Below are 20,094 nucleotides of genomic sequence, written 5' to 3' on the forward strand. Positions count from 1 at the left end.
GCTACGGACGCTCGGTGTCGTCGAGCAGCCCGCCGGTCAGCGCCGACAGGCGCTCCAGACCAGCCTCGGCGACCAGCTGCCGGGCGAGCGGCCGGGCCCGCGCCACGGCCTCGTGCACGTCGACCCTCGTGACGTCGCCGTCCGCGACGCTCAGCTCGCCGTCCACCCAGACGTCGCGGACCTCGCGGCTGCCCGCCACGAACACGACCGCCTGGTACGGGTCGTGCACGTTCGCCAGCGTGGGGGAGTCGCCGTCGAACACGACCAGGTCAGCGCGCTTGCCGGGCTCGAGCGACCCGATCTCCTGTTCCATCCGCAGGGCACGGGCGCCGCCGATCGTGCCCATCTCGAAGGCCTCACGCGCGCTCATCGCCGTGGCCTGCAGGTCCCGGACGCGGGCGAGCAGCGCCGCGGTCTTCATCGCCTGCAGGAAGTCCTGCGAGTCGTTCGAGGCCGGCCCGTCGACGCCGATGCCGACCGGCACGCCGAGGGCTCGGAGCTCCGCGACCGGGGCGATGCCGCTGGCGAGGATGCCGTTCGCGACCGGGTTGTGGGCGACGCCGACGCCGTTCGCGGCGTAGCGCTCCCGGTCCTCGCGGTCGACCCAGACGCTGTGCGCGGCGATCACCGGGACCTGGAACATGCCCGTCGCCTCCGCGTGGCCGATCGCCGTCCGGCCCGTCCGCTGCCGGGCTGCCGTCACCTCCTCGCGCACCTCGTGGAAGTGCACGTGCACGCCGTGGCCGCCCGCGACCGCGTAGTCGACGTGCTCCTGCCAGGTGTCGTCGGTGTAGCGCCCGATCGACGAGACGCCGACGCGGAACGTGCTGTACCGGCTGGCGTCGGCGGCCTCGCGCAGCGCCTCGAACTCCTCGAGGATCGGGGTCGCACCGAAGTCGCGGTCGACGTCGCCCGAGCCGAAGGACACGACGCCGCGCAGGCCGAGATCCTCGAGCGCCTGCACCACGCCGGGGGTCGCCGGCTCGTCGGGCATCGGGTCGGCGCAGAACATGTCGTTCGCGGTCGTGACCCCGCTCCGCAGCAGCTGGATGCCCTGCAGCACCGTGCCGGCGTACGCTTTCTCGCGCGTCATCACCGGGTTGACCCGGCCGATCAGCGCCGTGAGCCACTCCCACAACGTGTACTGCGAGCCGATGCCGGTGATGAGCCCCTCGCTGAAGTGCCCGTGCGTGTTGACGAAGCCCGGGGTCACGATGTCGTACGCACCCCCGCGGACCGGGGCGTCGGGGTGCGCGGCGGACAGCGCGGCGAAGGTGCCGACGGCGGTGATCCGGTCCCCGTCGAGCAGGACCGCGCCGTCCCGGATCGCGGCGGGCGTCGGGGCGTGGTCCGGCGCGGCGGTGAGCACCCAGCCGGCACGGATCAGGGTCTGCGTCATGGGGCGAACCTAGGGTGCGCGTGTTTCGCCGGTGTGACCGGGCAGTTTCCTGCGGCGTCGGTGGTCGCAGGTCGGAACGGAGGCGCTCGTGGCCGCTTCGTCGTCGCGGCACCGTCGCCCGACGCGCAGACATCGCACCTTGGTCAGTGCGGATGCGCGGGTCGGGTCACGGCGTCGGCGTGCTCGTGGCCAGGTCGCCGTAGTCGCCGTCCGCGCACTGAGACTGCCCGTCGATGGTGTACGCCCCCAGCGACGACGCAGTGAACACGATCGAAGTGACGGGGCCACCGCGGCCACGGAGTCCGAGGTCGGGGTCGTCCCCTCCGCTGCGGAACCGCTCGGTGGAGATGCCGAGTCCCTGCCACAGGCGCTCGACCGCCCTGAGGTCGTCTCGGGGGTCACCGGTCGTCTGGTGCTCCTTCACGTACACCCAGGTGACCCCGCCCGGATCGTCGGCGGTTCCGGAACCGTCCGAACCTGGACAGAGACCGAGTCTCGGGCCGCTCACGACCTGCCGGTCTCCCGCGACGGTGGAAGTTGTCTCGTCGACGACGTCGACGATCGCATGCCGTGCTGCATCCGGCGCCGCGGAGCGGTGTGACGTCTGCTGCGGTTCCATCGGTTCCTCTCTCGCACATCCCGCGAGCAAGGACGTCGAGGCGAGGAGGGCGACGGCCACTCCCAGGAGACGGATGCTGCCCCGTCGTCCGGCTCGGGTCTTGGTCTCGGATCGTGTCATGCTCTGGTCACCAGGCCTCCTCGCCAGCGACCGGACGGGTCACCTTGTCGCCTTGGCCGGTCGACGTGCCCGCGTCCGCCGCAGCGATCAGCCGTTCCGCGGCGCCGTCGTCGAACTCGATGTCGGTCATGTCCCCCCGGACTGCTCCCCGTGCAGAGAGTACGCACAGCCGAACCGGAGTGCCAGGGATCGACATCTCGTGAAGCCGATGAAGGGTGCGCAGCGGGCCGGGCGCTCCGCCGTCACGCCCCGGAAACAGTCGGCTGCTAGAACCGTCGCATGCTGACCGTCACCGGTGCCCGCCGCGTCCTCGTCGATCCCCGGACCGAACGGGAGGGCGACGTCGTCCTCGACGACGGCAGCGACCTCGCGACCACGCTCGACGCGTCGGGCTGCGTCGTCACGCCTGGCCTCGTGAACGCGCACCACCACCTGCTGCAGACCGCGTTCCGCACCCTGCCGGGCACGCGAGGCGTGCCCATGGCTGCGTGGTTGCCGACGATGGCGTCGGCGTACGGCCGCGCGGGGCACGATCCCGAGCTCTACGGACTCGCGGCGGCTGCCGGGGCCGCGGAGGGCCTCCTGTCCGGCGTCACGACGATCGCCGACCACCACCTGAACTGGCCGTCCGACGCGAGCACGGACGACACCGTGGCGCTCGCCGCGGCGACGGTCGACGCGGTGCGTGGTCTCGGTGGACGGCTCGTCTTCGTCCGCGGGTCGGCGCGGGACGATCCGGACCGTGCCGCGGCCTCCGCGGACGCGATCGCCACCAGGCTGATGCACGAGCGGGCGGTCGGCGGGGTGGACCCGGACGGCGGCCTCCAGCTGGCGGTGGGGCCGGCGGGTGTCCACTCCGACGGCGAGGCGACCTTCCGCGCGCTCGGCGAGGTCGCGGCGCAGCACGGGCTCCGACGGCGGACGCAGGCGAACGAGCAGGTGGACACCGCGATCGCGCTCGAACGGTACGGGCGTCGGCCGCTGGACCTGCTGGAGGAGTGGGGATGGCTCGCGCCGGACGTCACGATCGCCCACCTGTGCGACGTCACCGACGACGAGATCGCCCGGCTCGCGGCGGCCGGGGTGACCGCGACCCACGCTCCGGGTTGCGACGTGCCGATGGGGTGGGGGATCGCCCCGGTCGCGGAGCTCACGGCGGCGGGCATCCCGGTCGGGCTCGGGACGAGTGGCGGGGGCAGCAACGACGCCGGGCACCTGCTCGCGGACGGACGGCTGGCGATGCAGGTGTCGGCGCTCGTCGGGCCGCAGCTCCCGGCGCGCCAGGTGCTCGGCACGATGACGGAGGGATCGGCGGCAGGCCTCGGTCGCCCGGAGCTCGGGCACCTCGGCGAGGGCACCGCCGGTGACCTGTGCGTCTGGGACGTGTCCGGGGTGGCCGATGCGGGCGTGGCCGACCCCGTCGCGGGGCTGCTCTGGGCATCGCCCGGGCGACGGCCCCGGCACGTGGTCGTCGGCGGACGCGTGGTCGTCCGGGACTTCCGGCTCGTCACCGGCGACGAGCGCGAGATCGCGGCCCGGCTGACGGAGCGTCTCGAACGCACCCCTGTGTGACGGGGTTCGGCGCGCGATGCGGACGGCGCGCGGTGTCCGCGTGAGACACCGGCGTCCAGGTGAGACGCCGCGGTGCGGTCGAGACGCCGCGGGGAACGGAGGCGTCTCGATGCCCTGGCGGCGTCTCGGCGCGACGCCGGCGTCTCGACCAGTCAGCCGGGTCAGCGCGCGGCCGCGGTGCTCCGGTGGATCGGGCCCGCCCCGCCGGTCAACGCACCGCCTGCGGTACCCGTCCGCACGGCGACGACCTCGGCCATGACCGCGACGGCCAGCTCCGCGGGGGTCCGCGCCCCGATGTCGAGCCCGATGGGGGAGCGGAGTCGGTCGAGGTCCGGCGTGCCCAGCGCCCGCAACGTCTCCGACCGCCGCTCGTGCGTCGCCCGCGACCCCATCGCCCCGACGTACCCGGCCCCGCGACGCAGTGCCAGGTCGATGACGTCGGCGTCGAACCGGTCGTCGTGGGAGAGCACCACCACGACGGTCGTTCCGTCGATCGGCAGCTCCCGGAGCACCCGGTTCGGCCACCCGACGATCCGCTCCTGGGCCGCGGGGAACCGCTCGTCCGTCAGGAACACCGGCCGCGGGTCGACCACCGTCACCGCGTACCCGAGCACCGCCGCGGCGTTGGTCACGGCGACCGCGGTCTCCACCGCACCGACGACGATGCAGCGCGGCCGGTGGTCCGCCCGCTCGACGAACACGCGGCCGCGGCAGCCGTCCGGCGCGGTCACGACCGCCCCGAGGGTCGCCGCCTCGAGGGAGAGCGTCACCGAGGCCGGAACGCCGCGCGCTGCGTCGCGCAGGGCTCCGACGAGCAGGGTGTCGTCGGGACCGATCCGCCGGACCAGCACCTCGACCCGACCGCCGCACCGGAGCGCCGGTGCCCACACGGCGTCGGGGTCGTCCGGGTCCTCGTCGAACCCGAACCGCTCGAGGACCGCTCCGCCGGTCTCGAGCACCTGCTCCGCCGTCACGAACAACGAGCCCTCGACACAACCACCCGAGATCGTCCCGACGACCTGCCCGCCGGGGAGCACCGCCATCGACGTCCCGACGCCGCTCGGTGCGCTCCCGGTCATCGACACGGCCGTCGCGACGACGACGGGGTCTCCGCGGTCGAGCACGGCCAGGAGGCGCGGTGCCAGTTCGAACATCACGCACCCCCGTCGTCGGTCGGGTCAACGGCCGCGTCCTGCAGCAGCGCCCACACCCGGTCGCGCGTCATCGGCAGCCGGTAGGGCCGGACCCCGATCGCGTCGCGGACGGCGTTCGCCACGGCGGGCGCGACCGGGTTGTACGGGGCCTCGCTCATCGACTTCGCGCCGAGGGGGCCGAGCGGGTCGTGGGTCTCGGCGAACCGGACCTCGGTGCGCGGCACGTCGGAGATCTTCGGCACGCGGTACGACCGGAACGCGTCGGTCGTCACGCGGCCGGCGTCGTCGAGCACGACCTCCTCGTAGAGCGTCGACCCCATCGCCTGTGCGGCGCCGCCCTCGACCTGGCCGCGCAGCTGCTCGGGGTTCAGGACCGTCCCGGCGTCGACCGCCTGCACGCTGTGGAGCACCCGGACCTCCCCGGTGGGGCGGTGGACGGCGACGCGGGCACCGTGCACCGTGAACGCGAGGGAGCGCGGGGTGCCGTCGTGGCTCGCGTGCGCGACGAGCGGTCCGTCGGACAGGAGCTCGGCGTGCCCGACGACCTCGTCCCCGATGCGCACGCCGTCCGGCAGGACCTCGACCGCGGGACCGAGCACCCCGGACGCGGTGCGCGGTGTCCGGGCCGCGACGAGGGTCAGCGCCCGCGCGGTGAGCTGCTCGCGGAGGTCCTGCGCCGCGGCGTACAGGGCCTTGCCCGCGACCACGACGCCGGCCGAGCCGAACGCGCCCGTGTCGTGCCGGGCGGCGTCCGTGTCCGACTGGTGCACGTCGACGCGGTCCGGGGTGGTGCCGAGCGCCGTCGCGACGAGCTGGGTGTGCACGGTGGTCGTCCCGTTGCCGAACTCGGCCGTCCCGACGCCGATGCGGTAGCGGCCGTGCGCGGTCGCCTCGACCGACACGTGCGCGTGGTGTCCGCGCGGGGGCATGGTCGCGATGGCCGCCAGGGCGATCCCGGTGCCGTGGGCCCAGTCGCCCGTCCCGTCCGGAGCCGGGTCGTCGAGGGCGGGGCCGTCCATCGCCGGGACCTCGGGCAGGGGTGCGCGCAGGGCGTCCTCCACCAGGTCGAGGCACTGGTCGAGTCCGTAGCTGCCCTCCCACCGCAGGTCGTCCTGCTCGTCGGGGTCGGTCACGACGAGCGGGTCGCCGGGCACGACGACGTTCCGGCGCCGGAGCTCGAACGGGTCGATGTCGAGCCGCCGGGCGAGCTCGTCCATCGCCGACTCGATCGCGAACACCACCTGCCCGAGGCCGTACCCGCGGAACGCCCCGGAGGGCAGGTTGTTCGTGTAGACCGACTCTGCGTCGACCCGCTTCGACGGGCAGCGGTACACCGCGACGGACTCGCTGACCGAGTGGAACATGACGCCGACGCCGTGGTTGCCGTACGCACCGGTGTCCATCGTCTGGTCGACGTGCAGCGCGGTGAGGCGTCCCTCGACATCGGCGCCCAACCGGACCCGCACGCGCATCGGGTGCCGCGTGGGGGCGATGGTGAACTCGTCGCGGCGGCTGTACTCGTACTGGACGGTCCTGCCGGTCCGGAGCACGGCCAGGGTGACGAGGTCCTCGGTGAGCAGCTCCTGCTTGCCGCCGAACCCGCCGCCCACGCGCTTCGCCACCACGCGCACGCGTGACGGGTCGAGGCCGAAGACGTGGGCGATCTCGTCGCGGACCAGGAACGGGACCTGCGTGGCGGTCCGCAGCACGAGCCTCCCGTCCCGGTCCAGCGACCCGCGGGTCGCGTGTGTCTCGAGGGCGGCGTGCGAGACCCGGCCCGTCGACCAGGTGCCCTCGACGGTCGCGGCGGCCGCTGCCAGCGCCGATTCGACGTCCCCGGTCTCGCCGTGCAGCGCCGCGACGACGTTGCGGGCCGGCTCGGCGATGCGGTGCTCCGCGGTGGTCTTGTCACCGTGCAGCAGCGGGGCACCGGGGCGTCGTGCCGCGTCGACGTCGTGCACGCTCGGCAGGACCTCGTAGTCGACCCGCAGGAGCGCACACGCCTGCTGGGCGATCCGGACACTGTCCGCGACGACCGCAGCGACGCGCTGCCCGCGGAACCGGAGCACACGGTCGAACACCCGGGTGTCGTCGGGGTCGTCGAGCCGGGACTCGTGCCGGCCCGTGGAGAAGAGCACGCCGGGGTCGTCGTGGTGGGTGAGCACCGCGTGCACGCCGGGGAGCGCCTCGGCAGCACTCGCGTCGATCGTCGTGATCCGGGCGTGCGGGTGCGGGCTGCCCAGGACGGCGACGTGCAGCAGGGCCTCGGTCGGCCGGACGTCGAGCGTGTACTCCTCCCCGCCGGTGACGATCCGCATCGCGGCGGGGGCGGCGACCGACGTCCCGACGGCGGCGCCGGCGCTCGCGCACGCGGTGTTGCGCACGCCGTCGAGCGCGTCCTCGATCGCGCGGTACCCGGTGCAGCGGCAGAGGTTCCCCTTGAGCGCACGGTGCCGGTCGGCGAGCTGGTCGTCGTCGAGCGCGGACGCCGTGACCACGTACCCGGCCGTGCAGAAGCCGCACTGGAACCCGGGTGCCTCGGCGAAGGCGCGCTGGACGGGGTGCGGGTCCTCGGGGGTTCCGAGCCCGGCGGCGGTGGTCACGGACCGCCCGTCCATGCGGTGCGCCGGCGTGATGCACGAGTGCACGGGCACGCCGTCGACCAGGACCGAGCACGCGCCGCAGTCACCGGCGTCGCAGCCCTTCTTGACGCTGGTCACGCCGTGCTCGCGGAGCAGGGTGCGGAGGACCTGTCCGGGCTGCGGGTCGGCGTCCACCGTCGTGCCGTCGACCTCGAACCTCATGCCGCACCTCCTGCGCGCAGGGCGGCGGACCGCTCGGCCAGCAGTTCGGCCGCGAACCGGCGGCTCACCGCGCGGCGCCAGGCGGGCGAGCCGTGCGGGTCGTCGTACCAGTCGTCGTGGGCGGCCAGCCGGGCGTCGACCTCGGCCGGGTCGGGGACGGCCGGCACCCGGAGGACGAGCGGCCGCGGGGTCGCCCCGGTCACGACGAGCACCGACCCCGTGTCGGACCACCGCGCGGTGACGAGCGCGCCGGTGCGGCCGTGCGGGCTGAGCGACACACGGCGGTACCCGGTGGGGGCGGCGAGCGCGGACTCCGCGACGTCGAAGGCCCGGATGACCTCGCCCGGGGCGAGCGCCGTCTCGCGGGGGCCGGTGACGAGGTCCGCGACCGGCAGCCGGCGCTCCCCGCCGTCCGGCATCCAGACGAGGGCCGAGGCGTCGAGGGTCACGAGCAGCGCGGTGATCGCACCGGCCGGCAGTGCGGTCGCGACGTTGCCGCCGACCGTGGCCGCGTTCCACACCTTGAACGACGCGAGCAGGGCGTTCGCGCACCGGTCGACGAGTGGCCAGGCGCGCCACCCGGGGTCCGGCGTGGTGCCCAGCAGCGCGGCGATCGTGCACGTCGCCGCGATGCGCAGCGCACCCGGCAGCCGTTCGGTGTCCGGCCACCCGAGCGCCGTCAGGTCGACGAGGCCGGTGAGGCCGGGCTGCTCCTCGGAGTACAGCCAGGTGCCGCCGGCGAGCGGCTGCTCACCGGGTGCGAGGGCGAGGTCGTCGCGGTGCGACGGTGTCCGCACGGTGCGGACGGTGACGAGGTCCATGCAGGGGTCCGATCGGGGTGGCGGGACGGGTGACGGGGGTGCCGTCGGACCGTCGGCCGTGCGCGATCATCCCGCGGTTCCACGCCGAGGCCCGGTGGGGTGCGGTGGGGTGCGCCACGGGGACCTCCTTCGTGCCGGTGCGGTGGGTCGGCGCGACGGGAGCGCCGTGGGCGCAACGCTAGGGAACGGGTGTTTCCGCGTCGTTACGGGCGTTCGACGGCCGCGTCACGACCAGGACGGCGCTCCGGACGCAGCTCGTGACCTGTTCGACCCACCGCCGAAACACTCGGCTGTCATCGTCGGCCCATGGAGATCACCGAGGCCACGCCCACCCCCACCACCACGACCGTCCGCCTCGGAGCGAACCAGTACGGCAAGGCCGAGGTCCGGCTCGTCCGTGTCACCCGCGACACCGACCGGCACGAGGTCGAGGACCTGACGATCACGACGCAGCTGCGTGGCGCGGCGCTCGCCGAGTCCTACACCGAGGGCGACAACGCCAAGGTGGTCGCGACGGACACGCAGAAGAACACCGTCTACGCGTTCGCGAAGGAGCACGGCGTCGGCACCTCCGAGGAGTTCCTGCTGCGGCTCGGCCGCCACTTCGCCACGGCGTTCGACTGGTACGACGGGTCGACGCTGTCGGCCGAGCAGCACGCGTGGGAGCGCATCACCGTCGACGGGCGCGAGCACGACCACTCGTTCGTCCGGGCCGGACGCGGCACGCGGACGGCGGTCGTCCAGGTCGACGGCGACGACGTGCACGTGCTCGCGGGCGTGACCGACCTGACCGTGCTGAAGTCCACCGGGAGCGAGTTCCACGGGTTCCCGCGCGACGGGTACACGACGCTCGCCGAGACCGACGACCGGATCCTCGCGACCTCGGTGACGGCGCGGTGGCGCTACACGCCCGAGGCGGTCGCGGACGGGATCGACTACGACGCGGTGTACGCCGGGGTGCTCGAACGGATGCTCGCGACGTTCGCCGACCTGCACTCGCTGGCGCTGCAGCAGACCCTGTTCGCGATGGGTCGTACCGCGATCGAGGCGTTCCCCGAGATCGCCGAGGTCCGCTTCTCGATGCCGAACAAGCACCACTTCCTGGTCGACCTGGCGCCGTTCGGCCTCGAGAACCCGGGCGAGGTGTTCTTCGCCGCCGATCGTCCCTACGGGCTGATCTCCGGCACGGTCGTCCGCGACGGCGTCGCCGAGGCCCCGGCGGCGTGGACCGCGGTGCCGGCGTTCGTCTGACCGGGACGCCCCCGGTGTCGTCGCTCCCGGTGACCGGTGTCCTGCTCGCAGCCGGTGCGGGCACCCGGATGGGACGCCCGAAGGCGCTCGTGCGTTCCGCGGACGGGACCCCCTGGCTGCACCGCGCGACGACCGCGCTCCTCGACGGCGGGTGCGGGTCGGTCGTCGTGGTCCTGGGCGCGGCGGCCGAGGACGCCCGACGGCTCGTGCCGGACCTGCCGGGTGCGCGCACCGTCGTCGCCGAGGGTTGGGCCGGCGGCCCGGGTGCTTCGCTCGCGGCCGGGGTGCGGGCGCTCGCGGACGGCGTCGCCGCCTGTGTCACCCTCGTCGACCTGCCGACCATGCCCGCGGCGGCCGTGCGTCGCGTCATCGGGGCAGCCGAGTCCCCGGACGTCCTGCGCCGCGCCGTCTTCGGCGGGCGTCCCGGGCACCCGGTGCTCGTCGGGCCGGCGCACCGCACCGCGCTCCTCGCGGCCGTGACGGCGGACCCGGGGGACCGGAGCGCGGGCGCGTGGCTCCGCCGAGCCGGTGCCGAGTGGGTCGCCTGCGGTGACCTGTGGGACGGCGAGGACCGGGACCGGCCGCCGGTCGGAGGGTGCGACCGGGCCTCGGCCGCGTCGTCGTGCGGGTGACGACTCAGTCGCCCCAGTCGCCGAGCGCGAACCGGTACGACTGGTAGGTCGCGTCGACCACCCCGACGCCGAGCACCACCCAGAACACCCAGCGTGAGCGCCGACGCCCGGCGAGCGTCGATGCCACGAGCACCATGAGCGGGAACTGCACCGAGCTCTCCCGGGCCATCGAGGTCCACGCGTGGCTCGTGCCCATCGACAGCACCATGAGGCCGGTGTAGACCAGTTCGGGCCACCAGCGCTTCGCGATCAGGAACCCGATCGCGACCAGGTAGAGCGCGACCATCACGATGTCCGACCACTCCTGGAACTGCCCCGAACCGGTCGTCTCGGTGGCGATCCGGAGCGTGGTGCGGAAGGTCTCCCACGGCCACTGTGTCTCGCGGTGCCACCCGAGCCGCTGGACGAGGAACCAGTGCGTCGGGTTGCCCGTCTGGTGCCACAGCCAGGCCAGGTAGTACCCCAGACCGAGCGACGACACCGCGCCGAACACGACCGCTCGCCACAGACGCGACCGGAACGGCGGGACCCGCGGGCCGAGCAGCTGGGCGACGATGAGCGCCGACACCAGGTAGACCGTCTCGACGCGGATCAGGCCGGCGGGGATGCAGAGGAGCGCACCCGTGATCCAGCGGCCACGTTGGACGAGCAGCCACGCGCCGATCGCGAAGGCCAGGTAGGGCGCGCCGGCGTACGGCACGACCATGAAGTGCGCGTAGGGTCCGGCGACCAGGATCACCACGGCACCGGCCGCGACGGGGGCGCCGAAGCGGTCCCGGACGACCTTCCAGAGCAGCACGGCGGCGACGGCGGCGGAGACGCCGGTCACGAGCCACATCGCCGCGGCGATCTGCGTGGGGTTCGGGGCGACGGTGAAGAAGACGCCCTCGGCCACGAAGCGGGAGAGGAACGGGTAGCCGGGCAGGAACGCCTCGTCGAACGGCACGACGCCGAAGGAGCGGTACCCGTACTGCGCCACGTGCAGGTAGTTCTCGGCGTCCCAGTGGTTCAGGACCGTCGGCAGCGTCCGCAGACCGAGTTGCCCGGGCCGCTCGACCAGCCAGGCGACGAGGGCGGCTCCCTCGAGCAGCACCCGGGCCGCCGCCCAGAGCGCCAGGGCGACGAGGGTCCCGCGGAGCGCCCGCCGGCGGCGCTCGCCGGACGCCGCCGCGCGGTCGGCTGCCGTCCCCTCGTCGAGGTCGTCCCGTCGGTCGAGGGACGACGGCGGTGCGGTGGCGGTGCTCACCGGAAGATCCTAGGTGCGCGGGGGCGCCGGACCGGCACCGACGACGGACGGGAGGGGCGGTGCCAGCCGGCACCGCCCCTCCCGTCCGTCGGTGGTCGCGTCGACTACGCGACGCGCTGGCGGACCTCGTCCAGCGTCGGGTAGTCGGTGTAGCCCTCGGCGCCCGCGCCGTAGAAGAGCTCCGGCCGCGGCTCGTTGAGCTCCGCGTCCTGCTCCCAGCGCTCGGCGAGGTCCGGGTTCGCGATCGCGGCGCGACCCACGGCGACGGCGTCTGCGAGACCGCCGTCGAGGAGCGTGATCGCCTCGTCACGGGTGGTCATCGACGAGAAGCCCGAGTTCGCGATGAACGGTGCACCGGCGGTGCGACGGATGTGCTGCACGAGCTCGCTGGCGGGTTCGGCGTTGAGGACGTCGACGAAGGCGATGCCGAGCGGTGCGATCCCGGCGGCGAGGGCCGTGTACGTCGCACGCACGTCGGCGTCGTCCTCCTCGAGCACGCCCTGGATGTCGTGCTGCGGCGACAGGCGGATGCCGACGCGGTCGGCGCCGATCGCCTCGGCGACCGCGGTGGTGACCTCGACGGCGAAGCGGGCGCGGTTCTCGGGGGAGCCGCCGTACGCGTCGGTGCGGGTGTTCGACACGGGGGAGAGGAACTCGTGCACGAGGTACCCGTTCGCGCCGTGCACCTCGACGCCGTCGAGGCCTGCGGCGATCGCGTTGCGCGCGGCCTGCGCGAAGCCCTGCACCGCCTGACGGACCTCGTCCGTGGTGAGCTCGTGCGGTACCGGCATGTCCGCCTTGCTGCCGTCGGCGAGGTGCGTCTGGCCCGGTGCGGCGATCGCCGACGGGGCGACGATGCGCGGGGTCTGCGAGATGTCGGTGTGCGAGACGCGACCGCCGTGCATGATCTGCATCACGATGGTGCCGCCGCGCTCGTGCACGGCGTCCGTCACACGACGCCAGCCGGCGATCTGCTCGTCGGTCTCGATGCCGGGCTGCCCCGGGTACGAGCGGCCCTCCTGCACGGGCCAGGTGCCCTCGGTGATGATCATGCCGAGGCCGGCGCGCTGTGCGTAGTGCTCGACGAGCAGGTCGTTCGGGATGCCCTGTTCACCGGCGCGCGTCCGCGTGAGCGGAGCCATGACGATGCGGTTGCGGAGGTGGAGTGCGCCGAGGTCGGCGGGTTCGAAGAGCTTCACGCCCGGGGTGAACCACGTGTTGTCCGGGGCAATTCCGACCTCGGAGCGGATGCTCAGCGTGCGGGGCACACCAGGGTGCTCGACCGGACCTGGCCCTCCGGGCGGATCACGGTGTGCCGCGAGAGCGGTCGTCCGCAGATCGGGCAGGGGCGGTCGATGGTGCGGTCGTCGACGTCCTCGGCGTGCCCGGCGCCGATCTGTGACGGGCCCATCTTCTCGATGAGCGTGCGGTTCCAGCGGTCGTACCAGCTGCCGAAGCGACCCACGGCCCGTCCTTTCGTTCGTCCACGAATCATTGTGCCACGAAGGACATGTTCACTCCAGGTTGTCGACCCGGACGAGCAGTTCCGTCAGCTCGTCCTTGAGCCGCTCGAGGCGGTCGAGCGGCCAGCCGAGCCGGTCTGCCACGGCGAGGGGGACCGCGCGTGCCTGCTCGCGCAGCGCCCGACCGGCGGTGGTCAGGGACACCTCGAGCTGGCGCTCGTCGGCGGTGCTGCGCTGCCGGCGGACGTAGCCGGATGCCTCGAGGCGCTTGAGCAGCGGGCTCAGGGTGGCGGAGTCGAGCCGGAGCTCCCGCGCGATCTCGCGGACCGAGCGCGGGTCGTGCTCCCACAGCGCGAGCATGACGAGGTACTGCGGGTGGGTCAGTCCCATCGGGTCGAGCAGGTCCCGGTAGAGCCCGATGACGCTGCGGCTCGTCGCGGCCAGGGCGAAGCAGAGCTGCCGGTCGAGGGCCAGGGGGTCGACGTCGGTCGCGGTCATGCGGTCACGATACCTTCGTGCACGAACGGTCGCCAGCGCAGGTGTCCACCCCGAACGCGGACGGGCGTGTGCGTGCGTGCCGGTGCTCACAGCGTCGCCCGTTCCTTCCCATGACGACTGCGGTACCGACCAGGAACGGGCGTACCCGGTGTTCCTGGCCGACCAGGTACGCCCGTTCCGACCAGGTACGCCCGGTCCGACCAGGTACGCCCGTTCCGACCAGGTACGCCCGGTTTTGCCCACCGGAACGGCCTGGAGGCCCGGTGCCGGTCTCGTGGACCGGCACCGGGCCTCCAGGCGGTGCTGTGGAGCTGCGACCTACGCGCGGTGCGTCGGCGTGTGCCCCTCGTGCGGGTTCGCGTCGGGCTCGACGTCCGCGGCGTGCGACCCGCGGTGCGCGCCTGCACCGGCGCCGTGGTCGTCGCCGTGGCCGCCGTCCGTCGGGTGCGACCGCTCGAGCTTGGCGCCCTCGACGTCGACGTCCGGCAGGATCCGGTCGAGCCACTTCGGGATCCACCACGCGCTCTTCCCGAGCAGGTGCATGACCGCCGGGATGAGCAGCATCCGGACCACGAAGGCGTCGACGAGGACACCGAACGCCAGGCCGAAGCCGATCGGCTTGATGGTCGACGACTCCGAGAAGATGAAGCCCGCGAACACCGAGATCATGATGATCGCGGCCGCCGTGACCACCGCACGACCGGCGTGCAGACCACGCTGGACCGCCACCTTCGCCGAGGCGCCGTGGGCGTACGCCTCGCGCATGCCCGACACCAGGAACAGCTGGTAGTCCATCGCCAGGCCGAACAGGATGCCGATCTCGATGATGGGCAGGAAGCTCAGGATCGGTGCCGGGTCGTGCACACCGAAGACCGAGCCGAGCCAGCCGAACTGGTAGATCGCGGTCAGACCGCCGAACGACGCGAGCACGGACAGGATGAAGCCCGCCGTGGCCGTGATCGGGACGAGGAACGACCGGAACACGACGATGAGGATGATCAGCGACAGGCCGACGACCACCACCAGGTAGAGCGGCAGCACGTTCGCGAGCTTCTCGGACACGTCGATGTTCGCGCTCGCGTTGCCCGCGACGCCGAGCGTGACCGTCCCGTCGTCGGTCTTGACGGTCTGCTCGCGGAGGTCCTTGACGAGGGTCTCGGTCGAGACGCTGTCCGGGCCGCCGGCGGGCTTGACCTGGAACGCGATGATGTCGCGGTCCTCCGACGCGCCGATCGGCAGCACGGCCTCGACGTCGTCGTTCTTCGCCAGGGCCTGGCCGATGGTGACCTCGGTCGCGGTGACGTCGTCCTCCGCGATCGCCTCCGGCAGGTCGGCGACGACGAGCAGCGGGCCGTTCTGGCCGGCACCGAACTCGTCCTCGAGCGCCTTGTACGCCTTGTACTGCGACGATTCGGTGGCCTCGGACGCGCCGGTCGGCAGGCCGAGGCGCATCTGCGTGGCGGGGAGGGCGATGGTGCCGAGGACGGCGACGCCGGCGACGAGCGTGATCACCGCGCGCCAGGTCGACATCGGCTTGTCCGGCACCCGCACCGAACCGGTGTGGCCGATCTGCTGGCGCTCCTTCCGCCGCAGGATCCGCATGCCGAGCAGCGACAGCAGTGCGGGCGTGAACGACGTCGCGATGAGGATCGCGAACAGCACGGCGACGGCGCCGACCGTGCCCATCAGACCGAGGAAGGGGATGCCGGTGATGTTCAGTGCGAGCAGCGCGACGATGACCGTCGTGCCCGCGAAGACCACGGCGTTGCCGGACGTGCCGTTCGCGAGGCCGATCGACTCGTGCACGCCCATGCCGGCCTTCAGCTGCGTGCGGTGCCGGTTCAGGATGAAGAGCGAGTAGTCGATGCCGACCGCCAGGCCGAGCATCACCCCCAGCACCGGCGTGACCGAGATGAACTCGACCAGGCTTGAGAACGACAGCGCTGCGAGGGACGCGACGCCGACGCCGAGCACGGCGGAGACGAGCGGGATCGCGGCGCCGATGACCGTCCGGAGCATGAGGAGGAGCACCAGGGCGGCGATGATGACGCCGACGACCTCGCCGGGGCCGAGGATCGACGGGACGCCCTGGGCGATGTCGTTCGACACGTACACCTCGACACCGTCGATGTCGGCGTCCTCGGCTCGGTCGGAGATCGCCTGCTTCGTCTCCTGCGGCACCTCGAACGTGGACTCCGTGAACTGCACGGTGCCGATCGCCGCCGAGTCGTTCGACGACACGAAGCGGATGCCCTCCGACAGGTCGAGCAGGTCCGAACCCTGTTCGAGCTCCCGCTCGTTGTCCTCGAGCTTCGCCGTGTTGTCGTCGATCTCCTGCTGGGCGGCTTCGAGCTGCTGCTCGCCGGACTCGATCTGCTGCCGCTGCGCGTCGATCTGCGCCTGCGCCTGCTCGAGCTGCTGCTGGCCCGCCTGCGCCTGCGCGCTCGAGGCCGCCTCCGGCCCGGCGGCCTGGGCCTGCTCCTGGGCCTGGGCCTTCTGCTGGTCGAGCTGTGCCTGGGCGTCGGCGATCTGTTCCTTGCCGGACTCGAGCTCCGTCTTCTGCTGGTCGATCTGCGCCTGGCCGTCCTCGATCTGCTTCCGGCCGTCCTCGAGCTGCTCCCGGCCGTCGACGATCTTCTGGCGCTGCTCGTCGAGCTGGGCCTGCGTGGTGAACCCGTCGTTGACCTCCTTGACCCCGTCGAGGTCGGTGAGGCCGTCGAGGAAGTCCTTGACGTCGTCCTTCTGCGCCGTGGTGAACGCGGTGCCGTCGGTCGTCTCGAACACCAGGGTGCCGTTGCCGCCGTTCGCCGACGGGAACTTGTCCGCCAGCTCGTCCTGCACCTGGCTCGTCTTGGTGCCGGGGATCGTGATCGACGACGAGATGGTGCCGGCGAACAGGCTGTAGGTGAGGCCCGCGACGCCCATGATGACGACCCAGGCGATGATCACCAGCCAGTGGCGTCGTGCGGAGAACCGTCCGAGACGGTAGAGGAGACCGGCCATGCGGTTGCCCCGTCCTTTCGTGTCAGGTGCTGTGGAGGTGCGGGGTGCGCCGGTGGACCCCGGGAGGTGTGGTCAGGAGGTCGGCATGTAGCCGGACCGGACGCTGTGCACGAGTCTGCTCAGCAGCGCGTCCCAGGCTGCCAGGGCGTCCGGGGTGAGCTCGGGGCCGTCGTGGGTGAGCCAGTGGTCGGCGATGACGACGATGCCGCTCATCAGCGAGTCGACGAGCAGGGCGGTGTCGAGCGGGTCCGCGCCCGGGTGGCGGCGGGCGACCTCGTCGCGCAGTCGCTCGGTGACCCGCGAGAACGCCGTCTGGGTGAGGACCGCCGCCTTCGGGTCCTCCTTGCCCGGCTCGCCGATGATCCGGTACATGCCCGAGATGGCCGGTGCCAGGTCCGCCCCGCGCGCTGCCGACTCCAGCTCGTCGAACATCGACGCTCGGCTGCCGTCACCGATCGGGGTCCGGGCCATGTCGGCCAGGAACCGGTCGATGATCACCGACAGCTCCTGCTCGCAGACCGCGAGCAGGACCTCGTCGAGCGAGGCGAAGTGGTTGAAGACGGTCCGCCGTGCGACGTCCGCTCGCGACGCCAGGTCGTCGACGCCGAAGTCGCGTCCACCGCGCTCGTCGACCAGGTCGCGCGCGGCCTGCAGGATCGCCGCACGGTGCCTCGCCTTGAGGGCGGCCCGGCGATCGGTCGTGGTGGTCACGTCTGACAACACTAGGTGCATCGATGCACTCGGTGCACCATCTCTGGGCGATCGCCCAGGATCGTCCCCGCAGGGCCGGGCAGCGGGGAGCGGCTGTTCTGCAGACTGGCCCCGCACGATCGTCCCTCCTGGGAGACTGGGGGCTCGAGACCGCCGTACGAAGGAGTACCGATGCCCGTCCGACTGACCCCGGAGAACCTCGACGAGATCGCCGCCACCGGCATCGCCGTCCCGACCTACGACCGCGACGGGATCACCACGGGCATCGTGCACTTCGGTGTCGGCGGCTTCCACCGCGCGCACCAGGCGATGGTGGTGGACCGGCTCCTGCAGCAGGGCGAGGCGCGCGACTTCGGCATCTGCGGCGTCGGCGTGCTCGAGCAGGACCGCCGGATGGCCGCCGCGATGGACGAGCAAGGGGGGCTCTACACGCTCGTGCTCAAGCACCCGGACGGCACGCGAGAGTCGCGGGTCGTCGGCAGCATCGTCGAGTACCTGCTCGCGGTGGACGACCCGGACGCCGTCGTCGAGAAGATGGCGCACCCGGACACCCGGATCGTCAGTCTGACCATCACCGAGGGCGGCTACAACTTCGACCACGTCACGGGGGAGTTCGTCGCGGACGAGCCGGGTGTGGCCTCCGACCTGCGCGGGGACGCTCCGCCCAGGACGGTCTTCGGGCTCGTGGTCGAGGCGCTCCGTCGTCGTCGTGACCGCGGACTCGCCCCGTTCACGGTGATGTCGTGCGACAACATCCAGGGCAACGGGCACGTCGCTCGGCAGATGTTCACGTCGTACGCGCGCCTGCAGGACCCGTCGTTCGCCCACTGGATGGACGAGCACGTGTCGTTCCCGAACTCCATGGTCGACCGCATCACGCCCGTGACCGCCGACGAGGACCGTGCCTGGGTGCGGGACGAGCTCGGCATCGAGGACGCCTGGCCCGTCGTCGCCGAGCCGTTCTTCCAGTGGGTGCTCGAGGACGACCACCCCGCCGGACGTCCGCGCTACGAGGACGCCGACGTGCAGCTCGTCGACGACGTCGAGCCGTACGAGCTCATGAAGCTCCGGCTGCTCAACGCGAGCCACCAGGGGCTCTGCTACTTCGGGTACCTGTCCGGCTACCGGTACGCCCACGAGGCGACGCAGGACGAGGCGATCGCCACCTTCCTGCGGCGCTACATGGACGAGGAGGCGTCGCCCACGCTGCACCCCGTGCCCGGCATCGACCTCGATGACTACCAGGCGACGCTCATCGAGCGGTTCCGGAACCCCGAGGTGCGCGACACCCTCGCCCGGCTCTGCGCCGAGTCGAGCGACCGCATCCCGAAGTGGCTCCTGCCGGTCGTGCGCGAGAACCTCGTCTCCGGCGGGCCGGTGACGCTCTCCGCGGGCATCGTCGCCTCGTGGGCGCGCTACGCCGAGGGGGCCGACGAGGACGGGCAGCCGATCCAGGTCGTCGACCGGCTCGCCGACCGCCTGACGGCGACGGCGCGACGGCAGCGCGAGGACCGGCTCGCCTTCCTGCAGGACCGGCAGGTCTTCGGTGACCTGATCGACGACGAGCGGTTCGTCGCCGCGTACCGCGACGCGCTCGACGGACTGCTCGACGAGGGCGCGCACGCGACGGTGACGCGCCTGTCGCGGTCCTGACGCACCGACCACCGGTCGGGAGGCGCACGTGTCGTCCCGCCGCGTGACCCGGCCCCGCCACCACCGGACGGGAGGCGCGTGGCGGTGTCGCGCCGTGCCTCCCGTCCGGTGGCGGCCGGGTCGTGCAGGCGGGATGCGGGCGCATCCGGCAAGCTCGTCGGCGTGCGGACGACGAGGACGGCCCTGGCCACGATGGCGGCGGTGGCCGCGCTGACGCTCACCGGGTGCAGCGGCACCGGCTCGTCGGCGGAGGTCACGGCGCGGGCGAGCAGGACCGCGGCACCGACCCCGAGCGCGACCTCGTCGCCGGGATCGATGCCGTCGGCCGACGCCGCCACGGCGCGGGAGTACGCGGCCCTCGAGCAGCGGTACGACGCCCGCGTCGGCGTCGTCGCGATCGACACCGCTGACGGTCGTGCCGTCGGGTACCGCTCCGAGGAGCGGTTCGCCTTCGCGTCGACGAACAAGGCGTTCATCGCCGCGGCGGTCCTCGACGCGTCGAGTGCCGACGACCTGGACGAGGTCGTGCGCTACGACCGGGGCGACCTGCTCGAGTACGCCCCCGTGACGCGCCGGCACGTCGACGAGGGCATGACGCTCCGTGCGCTCGTCGACGCTGCGGTGCGGGAGAGCGACAACACCGCGGCGAACCTGCTCGTGGAGCGGCTCGGCGGGGTGGACGGTGTGACGCGGTGGTTGCGGGGGATCGGGGACGACGTGACCCGGGTGGACCGCGTCGAGCCCGACCTCAACACGGCGACGCCGGGGGACCCGCGGGACACGACGACCCCGGCGCAGTCGTCGGCCGACCTGCGCGCGGTGCTCCTCGGCGACGCACTCGACCCGGACGACCGCGCGCTGCTCCGGTCCGCGATGACGGGGACGACGACCGGCGACGGCACGATCCGGGCCGGGGTCCCCGGTGGCTGGTCGGTCGCGGACAAGACCGGCACGGCCTCGTACGGGGTACGCAACGACATCGCCGTCCTCCGGCAGCCGGGGCGGGACCCGGTCGTGCTCGTCGTGTTCACCGCGCAGGACCGGGAGGACGCCGAGCCCTCGGACGCGCTCGTGGCGGCGGCCACCAGGGTGGCGCTGCGGGCGATGGGCTGAGGTCGACCGCCCGCTCGGCGTTCGGCGTTCCTCAG

17 protein-coding genes are annotated in these 20,094 nt (G+C 72.9%); 5 read left to right on the forward strand and 12 right to left on the reverse strand.

The features are described from left to right. Position 1 precedes the first annotated feature (1 nt). The 3 genes from DEJ23_RS05455 to DEJ23_RS15880 form a co-directional block, all read right to left on the reverse strand. Complete coding sequence (locus DEJ23_RS05455; protein WP_111239227.1) at positions 2-1,399, reverse strand: amidohydrolase family protein; 1,398 nt, start codon at positions 1,397-1,399, stop codon at positions 2-4. Positions 1,400-1,565: 166 nt separating this feature from the next. After that, the gene (locus DEJ23_RS05460) at positions 1,566-2,018 is read right to left on the reverse strand and encodes a hypothetical protein (RefSeq protein WP_111239228.1); all 453 of its coding nucleotides are present in this window, start codon (positions 2,016-2,018) and stop codon (positions 1,566-1,568) included. 127 nt (positions 2,019-2,145) lie between these two features. Continuing rightward, positions 2,146-2,268: a hypothetical protein gene (locus tag DEJ23_RS15880; RefSeq protein WP_258375267.1), complete on the reverse strand. Its 123-nt coding sequence runs from the start codon at positions 2,266-2,268 to the stop codon at positions 2,146-2,148. A gap of 149 nt (positions 2,269-2,417) precedes the next feature. On the opposite strand from DEJ23_RS15880, the gene DEJ23_RS05465 reads away from it, so the two are divergent. Next, positions 2,418-3,710 (forward strand): amidohydrolase family protein, encoded by a 1,293-nt coding sequence (locus DEJ23_RS05465; protein ID WP_111239229.1) that lies wholly within the window; start codon positions 2,418-2,420, stop codon positions 3,708-3,710. Positions 3,711-3,871: 161 nt separating this feature from the next. Here the strand turns inward: DEJ23_RS05465 and DEJ23_RS05470 are convergent, their stop codons facing one another. From DEJ23_RS05470 to DEJ23_RS05480, 3 genes are read right to left on the reverse strand one after another with little or no spacing between them, the layout of a single operon-like run. Further along, positions 3,872-4,864: an XdhC family protein gene (locus DEJ23_RS05470; RefSeq protein WP_111239230.1), complete on the reverse strand. Its 993-nt coding sequence runs from the start codon at positions 4,862-4,864 to the stop codon at positions 3,872-3,874. Then, on the reverse strand, positions 4,864-7,668 hold the full coding sequence (locus DEJ23_RS05475) for a molybdopterin cofactor-binding domain-containing protein (protein WP_111239231.1): 2,805 nt from the start codon (positions 7,666-7,668) through the stop codon (positions 4,864-4,866). The genes DEJ23_RS05470 and DEJ23_RS05475 overlap by 1 nt, the downstream gene beginning before the upstream one ends. Further along, positions 7,665-8,489, reverse strand: a complete 825-nt coding sequence (locus DEJ23_RS05480; RefSeq protein WP_111239232.1) for a xanthine dehydrogenase family protein subunit M — start codon at positions 8,487-8,489, stop codon at positions 7,665-7,667. Before DEJ23_RS05480 ends, DEJ23_RS05475 begins: the two co-directional genes overlap by 4 nt. A gap of 306 nt (positions 8,490-8,795) precedes the next feature. On the opposite strand from DEJ23_RS05480, the gene pucL reads away from it, so the two are divergent. Both pucL and DEJ23_RS05490 read left to right on the forward strand, forming a co-directional pair. Further along, positions 8,796-9,740, forward strand: coding sequence for a factor-independent urate hydroxylase (pucL, locus tag DEJ23_RS05485; protein WP_111239233.1), 945 nt, complete (start codon positions 8,796-8,798; stop codon positions 9,738-9,740). A 29-nt stretch (positions 9,741-9,769) separates the two neighbouring features. Further along, complete coding sequence (locus tag DEJ23_RS05490; RefSeq protein ID WP_111239319.1) at positions 9,770-10,372, forward strand: NTP transferase domain-containing protein; 603 nt, start codon at positions 9,770-9,772, stop codon at positions 10,370-10,372. 4 nt (positions 10,373-10,376) lie between these two features. Here DEJ23_RS05490 and DEJ23_RS05495 read toward each other — a convergent pair whose 3' ends face one another. The 6 genes from DEJ23_RS05495 to DEJ23_RS05520 form a co-directional block, all read right to left on the reverse strand. Continuing rightward, positions 10,377-11,618, reverse strand: coding sequence for a mannosyltransferase family protein (locus DEJ23_RS05495; RefSeq protein WP_111239234.1), 1,242 nt, complete (start codon positions 11,616-11,618; stop codon positions 10,377-10,379). Between the two features lie 104 nt (positions 11,619-11,722). Then, on the reverse strand, positions 11,723-12,817 hold the full coding sequence (locus tag DEJ23_RS05500) for an alkene reductase (protein ID WP_111239320.1): 1,095 nt from the start codon (positions 12,815-12,817) through the stop codon (positions 11,723-11,725). A gap of 53 nt (positions 12,818-12,870) precedes the next feature. Further along, positions 12,871-13,083 carry a hypothetical protein gene (locus DEJ23_RS05505; RefSeq protein WP_181429129.1) on the reverse strand — a complete coding sequence of 71 codons (213 nt, stop codon included), beginning with the start codon at positions 13,081-13,083 and terminating at the stop codon, positions 12,871-12,873. 49 nt (positions 13,084-13,132) lie between these two features. Continuing rightward, a complete protein-coding gene (locus DEJ23_RS05510) occupies positions 13,133-13,579 on the reverse strand; it encodes a MarR family winged helix-turn-helix transcriptional regulator (RefSeq protein ID WP_111239236.1) in 447 nt (148 codons plus the stop codon). A 318-nt stretch (positions 13,580-13,897) separates the two neighbouring features. Beyond that, the gene (locus DEJ23_RS05515; RefSeq protein WP_111239237.1) at positions 13,898-16,582 is read right to left on the reverse strand and encodes an MMPL family transporter; all 2,685 of its coding nucleotides are present in this window, start codon (positions 16,580-16,582) and stop codon (positions 13,898-13,900) included. 72 nt (positions 16,583-16,654) lie between these two features. After that, entirely contained in the window at positions 16,655-17,293 is a 639-nt protein-coding gene (locus DEJ23_RS05520) for a TetR/AcrR family transcriptional regulator (RefSeq protein ID WP_181429130.1), read from the reverse strand. Between the two features lie 171 nt (positions 17,294-17,464). Here DEJ23_RS05520 and DEJ23_RS05525 point away from each other — a divergent pair, with 171 nt between their 5' ends. Then, on the forward strand, positions 17,465-18,946 hold the full coding sequence (locus DEJ23_RS05525; RefSeq protein WP_111239239.1) for a mannitol dehydrogenase family protein: 1,482 nt from the start codon (positions 17,465-17,467) through the stop codon (positions 18,944-18,946). A 162-nt stretch (positions 18,947-19,108) separates the two neighbouring features. Beyond that, positions 19,109-20,059 (forward strand): class A beta-lactamase, encoded by a 951-nt coding sequence (bla, locus tag DEJ23_RS05530; protein ID WP_258375268.1) that lies wholly within the window; start codon positions 19,109-19,111, stop codon positions 20,057-20,059. The last annotated feature ends 35 nt before the right edge of the window (positions 20,060-20,094 follow it).

It is taken from the genome of Curtobacterium sp. MCSS17_008 (assembly GCF_003234185.1).
In the GTDB taxonomy this organism is placed as follows: Bacteria; Actinomycetota; Actinomycetes; order Actinomycetales; family Microbacteriaceae; genus Curtobacterium.